This window comes from Pseudomonas sp. Bc-h (assembly GCF_002080045.1).
In the GTDB taxonomy this organism is placed as follows: Bacteria; Pseudomonadota; Gammaproteobacteria; order Pseudomonadales; family Pseudomonadaceae; genus Aquipseudomonas.
The window spans coordinates 256,839-273,139 of record NZ_MUIN01000006.1; the positions used below are offsets into that span (position 1 = coordinate 256,839).

13 protein-coding genes are annotated in these 16,301 nt (G+C 61.5%); 7 read left to right on the forward strand and 6 right to left on the reverse strand.

Annotated features, from left to right (window positions below; all coding sequences use genetic code 11):
* Positions 1-55: 55 nt before the first annotated feature.
* The 6 genes from BWR59_RS11725 to BWR59_RS11750 all read right to left on the reverse strand — a co-directional run bounded on the left by BWR59_RS11725 (position 56) and on the right by BWR59_RS11750 (position 6,962).
* Positions 56-886 carry an ABC transporter permease gene (locus BWR59_RS11725; RefSeq protein WP_081565796.1) on the reverse strand — a complete coding sequence of 277 codons (831 nt, stop codon included), beginning with the start codon at positions 884-886 and terminating at the stop codon, positions 56-58.
* Positions 876-1,826, reverse strand: coding sequence for an ABC transporter permease (locus BWR59_RS11730; RefSeq protein ID WP_230981995.1), 951 nt, complete (start codon positions 1,824-1,826; stop codon positions 876-878). Before BWR59_RS11730 ends, BWR59_RS11725 begins: the two co-directional genes overlap by 11 nt.
* A gap of 1 nt (position 1,827) precedes the next feature.
* On the reverse strand, positions 1,828-2,865 hold the full coding sequence (locus tag BWR59_RS11735) for an ABC transporter ATP-binding protein (protein WP_081565797.1): 1,038 nt from the start codon (positions 2,863-2,865) through the stop codon (positions 1,828-1,830).
* A 299-nt stretch (positions 2,866-3,164) separates the two neighbouring features.
* On the reverse strand, positions 3,165-4,316 hold the full coding sequence (gene ydcS / locus BWR59_RS11740; protein WP_081565798.1) for a putative ABC transporter substrate-binding protein YdcS: 1,152 nt from the start codon (positions 4,314-4,316) through the stop codon (positions 3,165-3,167).
* A 124-nt stretch (positions 4,317-4,440) separates the two neighbouring features.
* The gene (locus BWR59_RS11745; protein WP_081565799.1) at positions 4,441-5,904 is read right to left on the reverse strand and encodes a gamma-aminobutyraldehyde dehydrogenase; all 1,464 of its coding nucleotides are present in this window, start codon (positions 5,902-5,904) and stop codon (positions 4,441-4,443) included.
* Between the two features lie 143 nt (positions 5,905-6,047).
* Entirely contained in the window at positions 6,048-6,962 is a 915-nt protein-coding gene (locus BWR59_RS11750) for a LysR family transcriptional regulator (RefSeq protein ID WP_081565800.1), read from the reverse strand.
* Between the two features lie 175 nt (positions 6,963-7,137).
* Here BWR59_RS11750 and BWR59_RS11755 point away from each other — a divergent pair, with 175 nt between their 5' ends.
* The 7 genes from BWR59_RS11755 (at position 7,138) to BWR59_RS11785 (ending at position 16,271) form a co-directional block, all read left to right on the forward strand.
* Positions 7,138-7,872 (forward strand): tellurite resistance TerB family protein, encoded by a 735-nt coding sequence (locus BWR59_RS11755; RefSeq protein WP_081565801.1) that lies wholly within the window; start codon positions 7,138-7,140, stop codon positions 7,870-7,872.
* 864 nt (positions 7,873-8,736) lie between these two features.
* Positions 8,737-10,359, forward strand: a complete 1,623-nt coding sequence (locus BWR59_RS11760; RefSeq protein ID WP_081565802.1) for a methyl-accepting chemotaxis protein — start codon at positions 8,737-8,739, stop codon at positions 10,357-10,359.
* Between the two features lie 9 nt (positions 10,360-10,368).
* Positions 10,369-10,905 (forward strand): chemotaxis protein CheW, encoded by a 537-nt coding sequence (locus BWR59_RS11765; protein ID WP_081565803.1) that lies wholly within the window; start codon positions 10,369-10,371, stop codon positions 10,903-10,905.
* Entirely contained in the window at positions 10,902-12,194 is a 1,293-nt protein-coding gene (locus tag BWR59_RS11770) for a protein-glutamate O-methyltransferase CheR (RefSeq protein ID WP_081565804.1), read from the forward strand. The genes BWR59_RS11765 and BWR59_RS11770 overlap by 4 nt, the downstream gene beginning before the upstream one ends.
* Entirely contained in the window at positions 12,191-12,874 is a 684-nt protein-coding gene (locus tag BWR59_RS11775) for a chemotaxis protein CheW (protein ID WP_081565805.1), read from the forward strand. Before BWR59_RS11770 ends, BWR59_RS11775 begins: the two co-directional genes overlap by 4 nt.
* Positions 12,871-15,264 carry a hybrid sensor histidine kinase/response regulator gene (locus tag BWR59_RS11780; RefSeq protein ID WP_081565806.1) on the forward strand — a complete coding sequence of 798 codons (2,394 nt, stop codon included), beginning with the start codon at positions 12,871-12,873 and terminating at the stop codon, positions 15,262-15,264. The genes BWR59_RS11775 and BWR59_RS11780 overlap by 4 nt, the downstream gene beginning before the upstream one ends.
* Positions 15,261-16,271: a chemotaxis response regulator protein-glutamate methylesterase gene (locus BWR59_RS11785; protein WP_081565807.1), complete on the forward strand. Its 1,011-nt coding sequence runs from the start codon at positions 15,261-15,263 to the stop codon at positions 16,269-16,271. Before BWR59_RS11780 ends, BWR59_RS11785 begins: the two co-directional genes overlap by 4 nt.
* The last annotated feature ends 30 nt before the right edge of the window (positions 16,272-16,301 follow it).

Genomic DNA, 16,301 nt, shown 5'->3' on the forward strand with positions numbered 1-16,301 from the left:
CTCGTCTTGAAGCGTTCGGAAATACGGTGGGAGCGTCCGGTCGTTATAAGATTCATCATTTGCCGCCACTGCCGGCGACGCTTTCACCGCCACGCGTCAGGTAATAGGCGCCGAGAATCGGCAGCATGGTCACGATCATCACCAGCATCGCGACGACGTTGGTCACTGGTACATCCCGTGGGCGACTGAGTTGGTTAAGCAGCCAGATCGGCAGCGTGCGTTCGTGACCTGCGGTAAAGGTGGTGACGATGATTTCGTCGAACGACAACGCGAATGCGAGCATGCCGCCAGCCAGCAGCGCCGAGCCAAGATTGGGCATGATGATGTAGCGGAAGGTCTGCCAGCCGTCGGCGCCGAGGTCCATCGAGGCTTCGATCAGGCTGTGGGACGTGCGCCGCAGGCGGGCGATGACGTTGTTGTAGACGATCACCACACAGAACGTCGCGTGGCCGACGATGATGGTGAACATCCCCGGTTCGATGCCCAGCGTCTTGAACGCCGACAGCAGGGCCAGACCCGTGATGATGCCAGGCAGGGCGATGGGCAGGATCAGCATCAGCGAAATGCCGTCTTTGCCAAAGAAGTCCCGCCGATACAACGCCGCAGACGCCAAGGTCCCGAGCACGATTGCGATCAGCGTGGCAACGCAGGCGATCTGCAGCGACAAAGTGATCGACTCCAGTACGTCAGGCCGTGAAAACGCCACGCTGAACCACTTCAGAGTGAAGCCCTGAGGGGGGAAACTGAACGCCGCGTCTTCGGTATTGAAGGCGTACATGAAGATGATCAGGATCGGGAAGTGCAAAAACACCAGCCCGCCCCACGCGGCAATCTTGAGACCCCAGGAGGCCTGATCACCCTGTTTTATGGAAGGCTCAGAGCGCATCGAAGGCCCCCAGTCGTTTGACGATGGACAGGTAAATGGCGATCAGCACGATCGGCACCAGCGTAAATGCCGCGGCCATCGGCATGTTGCCGATGGCGCCTTGCTGGGCGTAGACCATGCTGCCGATGAAGTAGCCCGGTGGGCCGATCAGCTGCGGCACGATGAAGTCGCCCAAGGTCAGCGAAAAGGTGAAGATCGAACCGGCGGCGATGCCCGGCACCGAGAGTGGCAGGATCACCTGCATGAAGGTTTGCCGTGGCTTGGCGCCGAGATCGGCCGACGCTTGCAGCAGCGACGGTGGCAGACGTTCCAGCGAAGCCTGAATCGGCAGAATCATGAAGGGCAGCCAGATGTAGACGAAGACCAGGAATCGCCCCAGGTGCGAGGTCGACAAGGTGCTGCCACCAATGCCGGGTATCCCCAGAATCAACTGCAAAACCGGCTCCAGCCCAAGATGTTGAACGAACCACTGCGCTACCCCGCCTTTGGCCAGCAGCAGGGTCCAGGCGTAGGCCTTGACGATGTAACTGGCCCACATCGGCATCATCACCGCGATGTAGAAGAACGCCTTGGTCTTGCCCGTGGTGTAGCGCGCCATGTAGTAGGCGATGGGAAAGGCGACGATGGCGCTGGCGATGGAGACGACGATGGCCATGCTCAGCGTGCGTTGAATCACGTCGAAGTTGGCTGGATTGAACAACGCGCCGAAGTTGGCGAGGGTCAGGTCCGGCGTGACCGTCATGCTGAAGTCGTCGAAGGTGTAGAACCCTTGCCACAACAGCGTCAGGAGCGAGCCAAGGTAGATCGCGCCGAACCACAGGAGGGGTGGAATCAACAACAGCGACAGGTACAGGTTCGGCCGTCGATACAGCAGATTGGAGAAGCGCCGCAGGGGCGATTGCCCTGGCATCGGCGCTGAATGGGCGAGTGTCTGGCTCATCTCAATGGGCCTCGGCTACGGTGTCAGCCAGTGGAATCATCGCCTCGCGCGCCCAGCGTGCAGTGAGGCGCTGGCCGGTCTGATGCTGCGCGCTGGTGTCCAGCCATTGCGTATTGGCCTGGCTGACGCTGAGGGTCTGGCCGTTGTCCAGTTTCAGCTCGTAGCGGGTGGCGCTGCCCTGGTATTGGATGTCGTGCAGCAGGCCGCTGACTTCGATTTCGTGACTGCCGACGGGGCCTTCAGCGAAGCGTATGTGCTCCGGACGAATCGAGAACGCGCTCGGATTGCCATTCAGCTGTTCGGCCAGTTCGCCACGCAGCACGTTGGAGGTACCGACGAATTCTGCGACGAAGGTGGTGGCCGGTTTCATGTACAGGTTGCGCGGGGTGTCGACCTGCTCGATGCGACCCTTGTTGAACACAGCTACGCGATCCGACATCGACAGCGCTTCGGTCTGATCATGGGTGACGAAAATGAAGGTGATACCCAGTTGGCGCTGAAGCTTTTTCAGCTCGCTCTGCATCTGTTCACGCAGTTTGAGGTCGAGGGCGCCGAGGGGTTCGTCCAGCAATAGCACGCGGGGGCGGTTGACCAGTGCGCGAGCCAAGGCCACACGCTGACGTTGCCCACCCGAGAGTTGCACCGGTTTGCGATCGCCGTAGCCGCCCAGCGCAACCATGCTCAGGGCTTCTTCGGCTCGGGCCAGACGCTCGCTTTTGCCCACGCCTTTGACCTTCAGGCCGTAGGCGACATTGTCGCGAACGTTCATGTGCGGGAACAGCGCGTAGTCCTGGAATACGGTGTTCACATCGCGCTGATACGGCGGCAGCCCGGCGGCTTCTTCGCCATGAATGCGGATGGAGCCAGCGCTGGGTTGTTCGAAGCCTGCAATCAGGCGCAGACATGTGGTCTTGCCCGAACCCGATGGGCCGAGCATGGAAAAGAACTCGCCGTCCTTGATGTCGATGGAAACCCGGTCAACGGCTTTCACTTCGCCGAACTGACGGGAAACGTGGGTGAACTGGACTGCAAGGGTCATGGTGAAACCTCAATTGAAAGCGAACGCCGTCGCAGCGGGTTCGCCAGGTGAAGCTGAAATGCAGGGGAAGCGAACGCTCTGTAGCAGCACGGCTTGCCGGCGGTGACGGCCGCAAGATCGCAGCCGCCGGCAAGCCGGACCGCTACAGGGCGGAGCAATGCCTTCCTTCATGATCGTTCCCACGCTCAGCGTGGGAATGCATCTTCGGATGCTCTGCGTCTGTGCCGGGTTGACGCAGAGCGTCATGGGCTGCGTTCCCACGCGGACCGTGGGAACGATCAATGGCACCCCGGAAGGGGTTAACGCCCACCCATGATCGCGATGTAATCCTGGGTCCAGCGGCTGTACGGCACGTACTTGCCGCCCTCGGCCTGTGGGGTTTTCCAGAAGGCGATCTTGTCGAACAGGTCGAAGCCGTTGGTAGCACAGCCTTCGGCGCCCAGCAGTTCACTGCCCTTGCACGCCGCAGGCACCACCGGCAGCGAGCCGAACCAGGCGGCGACGTCGCCCTGGACTTTCGGTTGCAGCGACCAGTCCATCCACTTGTAGGCGCAGTTCGGGTGCTTGGCGTCGGCGTGCAGCATGGTGGTGTCGGCCCAACCGGTGGCGCCTTCCTGGGGGATGGTCGAAGCCACCGGCTGTTTGTCGGCCACCAGACCGTTGACCATGTAACCCCACGAACTGGATGCAGCGACGCCTTCGTTTTTCACGTCGCTCATCTGCACGGTTGCGTCATGCCAGTAGCGGTGCACCAGCGGGTGCTGGGCGCGCAACAGATCAAGCACGGCCTTGTACTGGGTTTCAGTCAGTTGGTACGGGTCTTCGATTTTCAGCTCAGGATTTTTGGTCTTCAGATACAACGCCGCGTCGGCGATGTAGATCGGGCCGTCATAGGCCTGTACGCGGCCCTTGTTCGGCTTGCCGTCAGGCAGATCCTGCGGCTCGAACACCACGCTCCAGCTCACCGGCGGCGTCTTGAACACGTTGGTGTTGTACATCAGCACGTTCGGGCCCCACTGATAAGGCGTGCCATAGGTTTGCTTGTTGACGGTGTACCACGGGCCGTCTTTGAGGCGTGGGTCGAGGGATTTCCAGTTGGGGATCAGATCGGTGTTGATCGGCTGCACCCGCTTGCCGGCCACCAGGCGCAACGATGCATCGCCGGAGGCAGTCACCAGGTCATAGCCGCCCTTGGTCATCAGGCTGACCATCTCGTCGGAGGTCGCGGCGGTCTTCACATTGACCTTGCACCCGGTCTCCTTCTCGAAACCGGTGACCCAGTCATAGGCCTTGTCGCTTTCGCCCCGTTCGATGTAACCCGGCCATGCCACGATATCCAGCTGGCCTTCGCCATTGCCGACAGCCTTGAGCGTTTCGGCCGCCTGCAGGGCGCCGCTGGCGAACAACGCGGTGATCACGGCGCTCAGGAGCGCAGTCTTATGTACTGACATGGTGGGGTTCCCTCTTTTTCAAATTATGGTCGGGGCAGTTTTGAACGGTGATCCGGTGAAGCGTGCTTGTTTCAAGCTCTTATTAGCGTAGCGATGTTCGGTAAAGCTGAAGTTGCTCTGCCTCTCAGGTCAGGTCGTTGCCGTGTCGGGCCATGATGTGGCGCACCACGCTGTAGTCCTGAAGCGAATCGGTGGACAGGTCTTTGCCGTAACCCGAGCGTTTCAAACCGCCATGGGGCATTTCGCTGACCAGCATGAAATGGCTGTTGATCCAGGTGCAGCCGTACTGCAGGCGCGCGGCGACTTGCATGGCCTTGTCCATATTCTGGGTCCAGATCGACGACGCCAGGCCGTATTCGGAGTCGTTGGCCCAGTCCACGGCTTGGGATAGCTCGTCGAAGCGCGTAACCGTCACCACGGGGCCGAACACTTCGCGCTGGACGATTTCATCGCCCTGTTTGCAGCCGGCGAGCAACGTCGGCTGATAGAAGAAGCCGGGGCCCGAATGCACGGCCGCGCCGGTGATGCGTTCGATGTGCGGCTGGCTCAATGCGCGTTCGACAAAACTGGCCACCCGGTCGCGCTGGCGAACGCTGATCAACGGCCCGATCTCATTATCGGCATCACGCTTGCCGGCAAATCGCAAACTGCTGACGGCAGCGCCGAGTTCAGCGACCAGCTTGTCGTGAATCCCGGCCTGAGCGTAGATGCGGCAGGCGGCGGTGCAGTCCTGGCCTGCGTTGTAGTAGCCGTAAGTGCGCACGCCCTCGACCACGGCCGCGATGTCGGCGTCGTTGCAGACGATCACCGGCGCCTTGCCGCCCAGTTCCAGGTGGGTGCGCTTCAGGGTTTTGGCGGCGGCCTGGAGGATTTTTTGCCCGGTGACGATATCGCCGGTCAGCGAGACCATGCGTACTTTTGGGTGGCTGACCAGATGGCTGCCGACGCCTTCGCCACCGCCGCAAACGATGTTGATTACGCCGTTGGGCAACAGGTCGGCGAATACCGGCGCCAGAGCGAGGATCGACAATGGGGTGTGCTCCGAAGGCTTGAACACTAGCGTATTACCCGCTGCCAGTGCCGGGGCGATCTTCCAGGCCGCCATCATGATCGGGTAGTTCCACGGCGCAATCGACGCCACCACGCCAATCGGATCGCGGCGCACCATGCTGGTATAGCCCGGCACGTATTCGCCTGACAGTTGCCCGGTCTGGCAGCGCACGGCGCCGGCGAAGAAGCGGAACACATCGACCGTGGCGCTCAGATCATCCTGACGCGCCAGATGCAGGGGCTTGCCGCAGTTCAGCGATTCCAGACGGGCAAGGTGATCGGCGTTCTTTTCGATGGCATCGGCGATGCTCAAGAGAATGTTGGAGCGTTGTTGCGGAGTGGTGCGCGACCAACCGGTGAAGGCTCGGTTGGCGGCGAGGATCGCGTTCTCGACCTGCTCGGTGCTGGCTTCGGCGATGCGGGTCAATACCTCGCCAGTAGCGGGATTGAGGATCGGTTCGACAACCCCCTGGCCTGCGACCAGTTCACCGTCGATCAGCAGTGAGGTGAACAGTTGAGGGGTTGTTGCACCAGCCATTGTTCGAGCTTCCTTGTATCGAGTTTGTTATTCGCTGATCTGTGATCGAGTCAAATATTCTGAAACAACTCAGTTTCCAAGCCTCAAAGCCTAGTGCCACACCCAGATCTCGACAAATTCTTAATACTGAACGCAGCGTTCGATTAAATCGATGGCCTGCGTCCGGGATGCGGTTGTTCGCGTGCCACGCTGAGAAACGGGTCAACGAGAGAGGGGCGGGCAGTGCCGCGGCGCCAGGCCAGGCCGACGTCCAGGGTCTGGGTCAGGTCAGCAATGGGTCGTGCTTCGATGATGTCGCCTTCCAGTGACCACGGCCGGTAAGTCATGTCTGGCTGGATCGATACCCCCAGCCCCGCTGCTACCAGGCTACGAACCGCTTCGGTCGACGCTGTACGCAGCGTGACCTTGGGCTGCAGTCCGGCGCGAGCCCATACCCGCTGGGCATTCATGCCCATCTCATCGACATTGAGTTGAATCAACGGCTCACGCGCCACGTCGGCCAGGTTGATGCTGTCGTGTTCAAGCAAAGGATGCTGCGCGGGCAGCCAGAGTCGGTGCGGCGAGTGGGTCAGGACTTCAGTCTGCAAGGCATGCCGGTCTTCGAGGTTCGACAGAATCAGCACGCCGACATCGATTTCCCCACTGACCAACAAATGCTCGATATAGGGCCGCTCGTCTTCCATCACCCGGATGTCGACATTTGGATAAGCACGCTGAAAGCGTATCAGCAGGTCGGCCAGATAGTAGCCTGCCACCAGACTGGTCACGCCGATGATCAACTGCCCGGCGACTTGATCGGCGCCTTGTTGCAGGCTGCGCTTGGCGTTCTCCACAGTAGCGAGAATCACATGGGCCTGACGCAGGAACTGATGGCCCTGGTGGGTCAGCGTCATGCCCTTGGCGTGGCGGCTGAACAGGCTCACGCCGATCTCTTCTTCGAGTTGCTGGATGGCCAGGGTCAACGTCGACTGGGAAATGAACACCGCTTGGGCGGCCGCTGATATCGACCCGGTTTCGGCTACGGCGATGAAGTGGCGAATCTGGCGTAACGTCATCATCAGGCGGCGACTCGCTTGGTTTTTTAGAATAGGGCGAGTGTATATCGTTTTTCCTGAGGGTCGGCGAGGCTCGTGGTTTTGACCGGTAACATCTGGAAGCACACCTGAAATCTGGCTGCCGAGACTTCGACTTACCCTGCGGGTCGGATCGCTTAACCGTTCTCAGGAGGTTTTCATGAATACCCGTGGCTTACTCGATCAACTGTTGAAATCCGGTCAGGACCTGCTGCAGAGCAAGGCGGGCGGGGCTGGACAATCAGGTACTCAAAATAAAGGCGCGCAGGGCGGGCTCAACGACTTGTTGGGCAAGGTGGGCGGCGGCAACCTTGGGGGTTTTCTCTCGGGTGCCGGAGGTGGGGCGTTGGCAGCTGGCGCCATGGGTTTGCTGTTGGGCAACAAGAGCGCACGCAAGATCGGCGGCAAGGCGCTGACGTATGGCGGGCTGGCAGCCTTGGGCGTGCTGGCTTACAAGGCCTACGGCAACTGGCAGGCGTATCAGGGGCAGGCGCCACAGTCGGAACCGCAGACTGTGGACCGGGTTCCTCCCGCCCAAGTCGAGCAGCACAGCGAGGCCATCCTGCGTGCGCTGGTCGCGGCAGCCAAGGCGGATGGTCACGTCGATGCCAACGAGCGTCAGTTGATCGAGGGCGAATTTACTCGCATTACCGGGGATCAGGACCTGCAGCAATGGCTGCACATCGAATTGAACAAGCCGCTGGACCCCGCGGAAGTCGCCCGATCCGCACGCACCCCGGAAATCGCCGCCGAGATGTACCTGGCCAGTGTGATGATGGTCGATGAAGAGCACTTCATGGAGCGTGCTTATCTGGATGAACTGGCGAAACAGCTGAAGCTGGAGCCCGGCTTTAAACAGGAGTTGGAGAATCAGGTGCGGCAAGTTCAGCCGTAACTGACACCGTATCTTCTGTGGGAGACGGCGGAGGTCACGACCGCAGCGAACGCGGTGGTCCAGTTATAGATGGGGTGTCTGACACTCCGCCATCGCTGCCGTCGTGACCTCCGGCGTCTCCCACAGGTCTGAGTGAGGCTGACCGAGGTGGTTGAAGCTGGAGCCAAGACTCAAGCAGGCGCTGGAGAAGCAGGTGCGACAGGTACAGCCGAACTGACACCGTATCTTCTGTGGGAGACGCCGGAGGTCACGACGGCAGCGAACGCGGTGGTTCAGTTGCAGATGGGGTGTCTGACACTCCGCCATCGCTGCCGTCGTAACCTCCGGCGTCTCCCACAGGTCCGAGTGAGGGCTGGTCGAGGCGCAATACAGTTGAAGCTGGAACCAAGGCTCAAGCAGGCGCTGGAGAATCAGGTCCGTCGCGATACTGTTGCAGCTGGAGCCAAGACTCAAACAGGGGCTGGAGAAGCAGGTGCGACAGGTACAGCCGTAACTGACACCGTATCTTCTGTGGGAGACGCCGGAGGTCACGACGGCAGCGAACGCGGTGGTTCAGTTGTAGATGAGGCGTCTGACACTCCGCCATCGCTGCCGTCGTGACCTCCGGCGTCTCCCACAGGTCCGATGTGCGCCCGATCAAAGCACTGCTCCGAAATTGCCCAAGTCCTCGCCATCAAGCAACCTTCGATAATGCCGATAACGTGTCAGATATCTCTAAAGTATCTGTACGTTATCGCTGCACTTGTGTCGGAAACAGCCCAATTAATTGGTAAGGCACTAGGCTATACTCCGCTCGCTTCGGGCCGTCTGGCGGTCCGCTTCTTGAACCCGGTCTCACCGGTGTTGAACTCTTGAGGGCTGACTGTGAAGAACTGGACGTTGCGTCAACGTATTTTGGCGAGCTTCGCTGTCATCATCGCCATCATGCTTTTGATGGTTGTGGTGGCTTTCAATCGGCTGCTGGTCATCGAGAGCAGCGGCGACGAAGTCCGGCTCGATGCATTACCAGGTGTTTATTACAGCAGCACCGTGAGAGCGGCGTGGGTCGAAACCTATCTGCGCACCCAGCAACTGCTTGCCGAGGGTGAAGGACGCAGCCTGACCAACGCCGAAGAAGACCAGTACAAGGACTTCGAAGATCGACTGCAGGCGCAGATCGCCAACTACGAGAAAAGTATTTTCGAGGAGTCCGATCGCCAGGACTTCGCCCAGTTCCTGCAACTGCGTGAGCGCTATCAACTGGTGCTCAACGGCGTACTGGCAGCCTACCAAGGCGACAACTTTCCGCTCGCCAAACGAATTTTCGCCGAGCAGGTGACGCCGCTGTGGTTCGAAGGTCGCAAGACGCTCAATGCCTTGGGCACCAAGAACAAAGTCATTGCCGATAAAGCCTCCGACGCCATCCTGTCCGCAGTTTCCAGCGCGAAGATCACCTTGGGCATTTCGCTGCTGGTGGCCGTGTTGGTGGCCGCTGTCTGCGGGTTGCTTTTGATGCGCTCGATCCTGGCGCCGATGAACCGCATCGTGCGAATCCTCGAAACCATGCGCACCGGCGATCTGAGCAGCCGACTGAATCTGGATCGCAATGACGAATTCGGCTCGGTGCAGACCGGCTTCAACGACATGGTCACGGAGCTTGCACAACTGGTGTCCCAGGCGCAGCGTTCGTCGGTGCAGGTCACCACGTCCGTGACCGAAATCGCCGCGACCTCCAAACAGCAGCAGGCCACCGCGACCGAAACCGCCGCCACGACCACTGAAATCGGCGCAACTTCCCGCGAAATTGCCGCAACGTCCCGGGATCTGGTGCGGACAATGACCGAAGTGACATCGGCAGCCGATCAGGCTTCTATTCTCGCCGGTTCCGGTCAGCAAGGCCTGGCGCGCATGGAAGACACCATGCATTCGGTGATGGGCGCGGCCGATCTGGTCAACTCCAAGCTGGCGATCCTCAACGAGAAAGCCGGCAATATCAATCAGGTGGTGGTGACCATTGTCAAGGTCGCCGACCAGACCAACCTGCTGTCCCTGAACGCAGCCATCGAAGCCGAAAAGGCCGGTGAATACGGCCGTGGTTTTGCCGTGGTCGCTACCGAAGTGCGCCGTCTGGCCGATCAGACCGCCGTGGCCACCTACGACATCGAGCAAATGGTGCGCGAGATCCAGTCGGCGGTGTCGGCGGGTGTCATGGGCATGGACAAGTTCTCGGAAGAAGTGCGGCGCGGCATGTTCGAAGTGACCCAGGTCGGCGAGCAGCTTTCGCAGATCATTCATCAGGTCCAGGCGCTGGCGCCGCGGGTGTTGATGGTCAACGAGGGCATGCAGGCCCAGGCCACCGGTGCCGAGCAGATCAATCAGGCGCTGGTGCAATTGGGCGATGCCAGCAGCCAGACGGTGGAGTCACTGCGTCAGGCCAGCTTCGCCATCGACGAATTGAGCCAGGTGGCCGTCGGGTTGCGCAGCGGCGTATCGCGCTTCAAGGTCTGAGTCGAGGCCATGATCGAGCATTCAGCCAAACGCAGCGGCGCGGTGGTGCCCAAGAACAAGCTGTTCCTGCTGTTCCGCATCGGGGCGGAGCGCTACGCGCTGGAAGCGACGGAAGTCGCCGAGGTGCTACCGCGTCTGGTGCTCAAGCCTATCGCTCAGGCGCCCCATTGGGTAGCTGGCGTCTTCGCTCATCGCGGCGCGGTGGTGCCGGTCATTGACCTCAGCGCTTTGACCTTCGGCGAGCCCGCGCAGGCACGCACCAGCACGCGTCTGGTGCTGGTGCATTACCGGGTGGATGCGCAACGGCCGGCGCAGAGGCTGGGGCTGATTCTCGAACAGGCCACCGATACCTTGCGTTGCGGTCCTGAGGAGTTCAAGGACTACGGTCTGAATAACCGCGAGGCGCCTTACCTTGGGCCGGTGCGGGAAGACGAACTGGGTTTGCTTCAGTGGATTCGGGTGCAGGATCTGCTCAACGACTCGGTGCGCGAACTGCTGTTTCCGCAGCAGCCCTTCGCGCTTGATGCGCTCGAGGCGACGCCATGAGCGACGATGCGCGTTTCTTCGCCTTTCTCAAGAGCCGCATCGGCCTGGACGTTGCGTCCGTGGGAGAGGCGATCATCGAGCGCGCCGTGCGCCAGCGCTGCACGCTTTCCAAAGCCGCCGACCACGATGTCTATTGGCAATTGCTGTTGGGCTCGCCGGAAGAACAGCAGGCGTTGATCGAAGCGGTGATCGTGCCCGAGACCTGGTTTTTCCGTTACCCGGAATCCTTTGGCACCCTCGGCAAACTGGCCGCTGCGCGTCTGGCACAGCTGGGTGGTGTACGACCGCTGCGTATTCTCAGCCTGCCGTGCTCGACGGGCGAAGAACCTTATTCGATCGCCATGGCCTTGTTCGATGCCGGGCTGCAACCCCAGCAGTTCAAGGTCGAGGCGGTGGACATCAGCCCATTGTCGATCCAGCGTGCGCGACGTGGCATCTTCGGCAGAAACTCGTTCCGTGGCAGCGATCTGGGCTATCGCGAACGCTATTTCAGTCAGGCCGAAGAGGGCTATCTGCTGGATGAAAAAGTCCGCGACCGAGTCAGTTTTCAAGCCGGTAATCTTCTCGATCCGACGTTGCCGGTGGCGCAGTCCGCGTACGATTTCGTGTTCTGCCGCAACCTGCTGATCTACTTCGACGTCGAGACCCAGAAGCGCGGTTTCGAAGCGCTCAAGCGCATGACTCGGGATGACGGCGTGCTGTTCATCGGCCCGGCCGAAGGCAGTTTGCTGGGGCGCATGGGCATGGCGTCTATCGGTATCGCGCAGTCGTTCGCCTTTCGGCACCGCGCCGAAGCGCCCGCCGAACCGCTTTCGGCGCCGCCCGCAACGCCCATGACGCCGCCGTTGCCGATTGAGCCCAGACCTACGCCAACCACCAGCCTTCGTCCCAAGGTCAGTGTTCGCTCCTTCGCGCCGGTGCAGCCTGTGCCTCGTCCTGCCATGCCGCCGTCACCGGCAGCGGGTGAGGCGGCGACGTTGCTGGACAGCATCAGGCGTCTGGGCAACGAAGGCAAAAGCGCCGAGGCCAAGATGGCCTGCGAGCAATACCTCAAACGTTATGAGCCCGTGGCGCCGGTGTTCTACTGGCTCGGCCTGCTGGCCGAAGTCGAGGGCGACGCACTGGGCGCGCAAGGCTTTTACCGCAAGGCCCTGTACCTTCAGCCGCAGCATCCCGAAGCGCTGGCACAGTTGGCGGCGTTGCTGTCCGCGCAGGGCGACAGTGCCGGGGCGCGCCGCCTGCACGAGCGTGCTGCGCGTGGTGTGAACAAAGAAGGACGTAATCGATGACCGGCGTACACAGTGAACTGGTGAGCAGCGACGCCCAGGCCATCGACGATTGCTGGAACCGCATCGGCATTCACGGCGATCGATCCTGCCCTCTGCTGGTCGAGCACATTCATTGCCGCAACTGCTCGGTGTACTCCGCCGCGGCCACGCGATTGCTCGACCGTTACGCGCTGGCGCAGGAGCATCGCGTGTCGATGCACGGCGAGGAACTGGCCAGCGACGTTCAGACCCGTTCGATCGTGGTCTTCCGTCTGGGCGAAGAGTGGCTGGGATTGCCGACGCGCTGCCTGGTTGAAGTCTCACCAGTGCAGACCATTCATTCGCTACCCCATCAACGTTCCCGGGCGCTGCTTGGCGTTGCCAACGTGCGTGGCGCACTGGTGGCCTGTCTGTCGCTGGTTGAACTGCTGGGGCTGGACACCACTGTCGCGCCGGTCAGCGCCGCACGCATCATGCCGCGCATGTTGATCGTCTCGGCCGACGGCGGCCCGGTGGTGGTGCCGGTGGATGAGGTCGACGGCATTCACGCCATTGAAGCGCGTTTGCTGGATGCCGCGTCCGCGCCTGCTCAGAATACTAACGCCCGGTTCACCCGAGGTGTCATGCAATGGAAAAACCGCAGCCTGCGCCTGCTGAATGAAGAACAACTGTTGTCGGCAGTGAACCGGAGCCTGACATGACGCCCGATCAGATGCGCGACGCCTCGCTGTTCGAACTTTTCACCCTTGAGGCTGAAGCCCAGACCCAGGTATTGAGCGCAGGCCTGCTGGCGCTTGAACGCAATCCGACCCAGGCCGATCAACTGGAAGCCTGCATGCGCGCCGCGCACTCGCTCAAGGGCGCGGCGCGGATCGTCGGAGTCGACGCGGGCGTCAGCGTCTCCCATGTGATGGAAGATTGCCTGGTCGAGGCCCAGGAGGGGCGGCTGCATCTCAAGCCCGAACACATCGACGCGCTGCTGATGGGCACCGACATGCTCATGCGCATCGCCACGCCGGGAGAGAGCAGCGTGGGTCAGAGCGACGTGGACGGTTATGTCGCGTTGATGAACGACCTGATCAAGCCTGGCGCCCGTCCTGCCGCCGCCGCGCCGAACCTGGCGCCGTCCATGGAAGACCTGCTTCTGGCCAACGCACAATCGCTGGTGGAATCGGTGCAGTCCGCGCTCGGTCCGGCTGCGTTCGGTGCGCCGCTGACCGGGCAGCCGTTGCCGGCGGATCTACTGTTACCCGTGCCGCCGGCGCCCGCGGCGGTAAACGAAACCGAAGATGAACCGCCAGGGCCAAAATCCGGAGGTCGTCTTGAACGGCGCGTGGCCGAGGGTGGCGAGCGGGTGTTGCGGGTCACCGCAGAGCGCTTGAATAACTTGCTGGATCTGTCGAGCAAATCGCTGGTCGAGACCCAGCGCCTGAAGCCTTATCTGACCGCCATGCAGCGGGTCAAGCGCTCCCAGAGCGGGGCGAGTCGCGCGCTGGACAATCTGGAAGCATTGCTGGATGCCAATGTCGACCCTGACGCGCAGAAGGCACTCGAAGAGGCCCGCCGGCTGTTGGGCGAGGCGCAACATCTGTTGATTCAGCAGACGTCGGATCTGGACGAGTTCGGCTGGCAGGCCAGCCAGCGCGCGCAGTTGCTCTACGACACCGCATTGGCCTGCCGCATGCGTCCCTTCGCCGATGTGTTGGCGGGGCAGGCGCGCATGGTGCGGGACCTCGGGCGCTCGCTGGGCAAACAGGTGCGACTGGAAATCGAAGGCGAGAAAACCCAAGTTGATCGCGATGTGCTGGAAAAGCTCGAAGCGCCGTTGACGCATCTGCTGCGCAACGCCGTCGATCATGGCATCGAGGCCCCCGAGCAGCGCATTGCTGCGGGTAAACCCGCTGAAGGGCTGATTCAGCTCAGGGCCTCGCATCAGGCGGGATTGCTGGTGGTCGAACTGATCGACGACGGCGCCGGGGTCGATCTCGAGCGCCTGCGTCGCAGCATCATCCAGCGCAAATTGTCCCCGGAAGAAACGGCGGCGCAGTTGAGCGAGGAAGAACTGCTCAGCTTCCTGTTCCTTCCGGGATTCAGCATGCGCGACAAGGTGACCGAGGTTTCGGGCCGTGGCGTCGGGCTGGATGCCGTGCAGCACATGGTTCGCCAGTTGCGCGGTGGTGTCGAGTTGGTGCAGCGGGCCGGGCAGGGCAGTCGCTTCCACGTCGAAGTGCCGTTGACCCTGTCGGTGGTGCGCAGTCTGGTGGTGGAAGTCGGTGGTGAAGCCTATGCCTTCCCACTGGCCCATATCGAACGCATGCGCGACGTGCAGGCCGACGAAATCGTGCAACTGGAAGGGCGTCAGCATTTCTGGCACGAAGAACGGCACGTCGGTCTGGTGGCGGCGAGTCAGTTGCTCAATCGCCCGGCCGGCCAGAACAATGAAGACGTACTCAAGGTCGTGGTGATCCGCGAGCGCGATGCGGTCTATGGCGTTGCGGTGGAGCGCTTCATCGGTGAACGCACACTGGTGGTGCTGCCGCTGGACCCGCGTCTGGGCAAGGTTCAGGATATTTCCGCGGGCGCGCTGCTCGACGATGGTTCAGCTGTGTTGATCATCGACGTCGAAGACATGCTGCGTTCCGTGGAGAAGCTGCTCAATACCGGGCGCCTGGAACGTATCGACCGGCGCAATCGTCAGTTGGACAACCAGGTGCGCAAACGCGTATTGGTGGTCGATGACTCGCTGACCGTGCGCGAACTGGAGCGCAAGTTGCTGCTCTCTCGTGGCTATGAAGTGGCGGTAGCGGTAGACGGTATGGACGGCTGGAACGCCTTGCGGGCCGAGGACTTCGATCTGCTGATCACTGACATCGACATGCCGCGCATGGATGGCATCGAACTGGTGACCCTGTTGCGTCGCGACAGCCGTTTGCAATCGTTGCCAGTGATGGTGGTGTCGTACAAGGATCGCGAAGAAGACCGTCGCCGGGGGCTGGACGCTGGCGCCGACTATTATCTGGCCAAGGCCAGTTTCCATGACGATGCGTTGCTCGACGCGGTCGTTGAGTTGATAGGAGATGCGCAAGGATGAAGATCGCCATCGTCAACGACATGCCCATGGCAGTCGAAGCGCTGCGGCGGGCGTTGGCTTTCGAGCCTGCGCACCAGGTGGTGTGGGTGGCGAGCAATGGCGCCGAGGCGGTGGAGCATTGCGCCGAACTGACGCCGGATCTGATCCTGATGGACCTGATCATGCCGGTGATGGATGGAGTGGAGGCCACTCGACGTATCATGGCGGCCACGCCGTGCGCCATCGTGATTGTGACGGTGGACCGCGAGCAGAACGTCCACCGTGTGTTCGAAGCCATGGGCCACGGTGCTCTGGACGTCGTCGACACACCGGCAATCGGGGCGGGTAATCCCAAGGATGCTGCCGCACCTTTGTTACGCAAGATTCTTAATATAGGCTGGCTCATTGGCCAGCGTGACAGCCGCGTTCGCCCATCGCCGCCCCCGGTGCGCGAGGCCGCGCAGCGTCAGGGACTGGTCGCTATCGGTTCATCCGCGGGCGGCCCGGCAGCGCTGGAAGTGCTGCTCAAGGCGCTGCCGAAGAATTTTCCGGCCGCCATCGTGCTGGTGCAGCATGTGGATCAAGTATTTGCCGCCGGGATGGCGCAGTGGTTGAGCAGCTCTTCGGGGCTGGACGTGCGTCTGGCCCGTGACGGCGAGCCGCCTCAAAGTGGCGCCGTGCTGTTGGCGGGTACCAACCACCATATTCGTCTGTTGAAGAACGGCACGCTGGCTTATACCGCCGAGCCGGTGAACGAAATCTACAGGCCCTCGATCGACGTGTTCTTCGAGAGCGTGGCCAGCTATTGGAACGGTGATGCAGTGGGTGTTCTGTTGACGGGGATGGGGCGCGATGGGGCGCAGGGGCTCAAGCTGATGCGTCAGCGCGGGTTTCTCACCATCGCCCAGAACCAGCAAAGCTGCGCGGTGTATGGCATGCCCAAGGCGGCAGCCGCCATCGACGCGGCGATGGAAATTCGCGCGCTGGACACCATTGCACCTCGCTTGAAAGAGGTTTTCACCCAATGAATTTCCAGGTGATTTCACAGCCCGCCTGTG

Excerpts from the sequence above, each read along its gene's own strand:
- BWR59_RS11725 (WP_081565796.1), bottom strand. The coding sequence starts at position 886 with ATGCGCTCTGAGCCTTCCATAAAACAGGGTGATCAGGCCTCCTGGGGT.
- BWR59_RS11730 (WP_230981995.1), bottom strand. The coding sequence starts at position 1,826 with ATGAGCCAGACACTCGCCCATTCAGCGCCGATGCCAGGGCAATCGCCC.
- BWR59_RS11735 (WP_081565797.1), bottom strand. The coding sequence starts at position 2,865 with ATGACCCTTGCAGTCCAGTTCACCCACGTTTCCCGTCAGTTCGGCGAA.
- ydcS (WP_081565798.1), bottom strand. The coding sequence starts at position 4,316 with ATGTCAGTACATAAGACTGCGCTCCTGAGCGCCGTGATCACCGCGTTG.
- BWR59_RS11745 (WP_081565799.1), bottom strand. The coding sequence starts at position 5,904 with ATGGCTGGTGCAACAACCCCTCAACTGTTCACCTCACTGCTGATCGAC.
- BWR59_RS11750 (WP_081565800.1), bottom strand. The coding sequence starts at position 6,962 with ATGATGACGTTACGCCAGATTCGCCACTTCATCGCCGTAGCCGAAACC.
- BWR59_RS11755 (WP_081565801.1), top strand. The coding sequence starts at position 7,138 with ATGAATACCCGTGGCTTACTCGATCAACTGTTGAAATCCGGTCAGGAC.
- BWR59_RS11765 (WP_081565803.1), top strand. The coding sequence starts at position 10,369 with ATGATCGAGCATTCAGCCAAACGCAGCGGCGCGGTGGTGCCCAAGAAC.
- BWR59_RS11770 (WP_081565804.1), top strand. The coding sequence starts at position 10,902 with ATGAGCGACGATGCGCGTTTCTTCGCCTTTCTCAAGAGCCGCATCGGC.
- BWR59_RS11775 (WP_081565805.1), top strand. The coding sequence starts at position 12,191 with ATGACCGGCGTACACAGTGAACTGGTGAGCAGCGACGCCCAGGCCATC.
- BWR59_RS11780 (WP_081565806.1), top strand. The coding sequence starts at position 12,871 with ATGACGCCCGATCAGATGCGCGACGCCTCGCTGTTCGAACTTTTCACC.
- BWR59_RS11785 (WP_081565807.1), top strand. The coding sequence starts at position 15,261 with ATGAAGATCGCCATCGTCAACGACATGCCCATGGCAGTCGAAGCGCTG.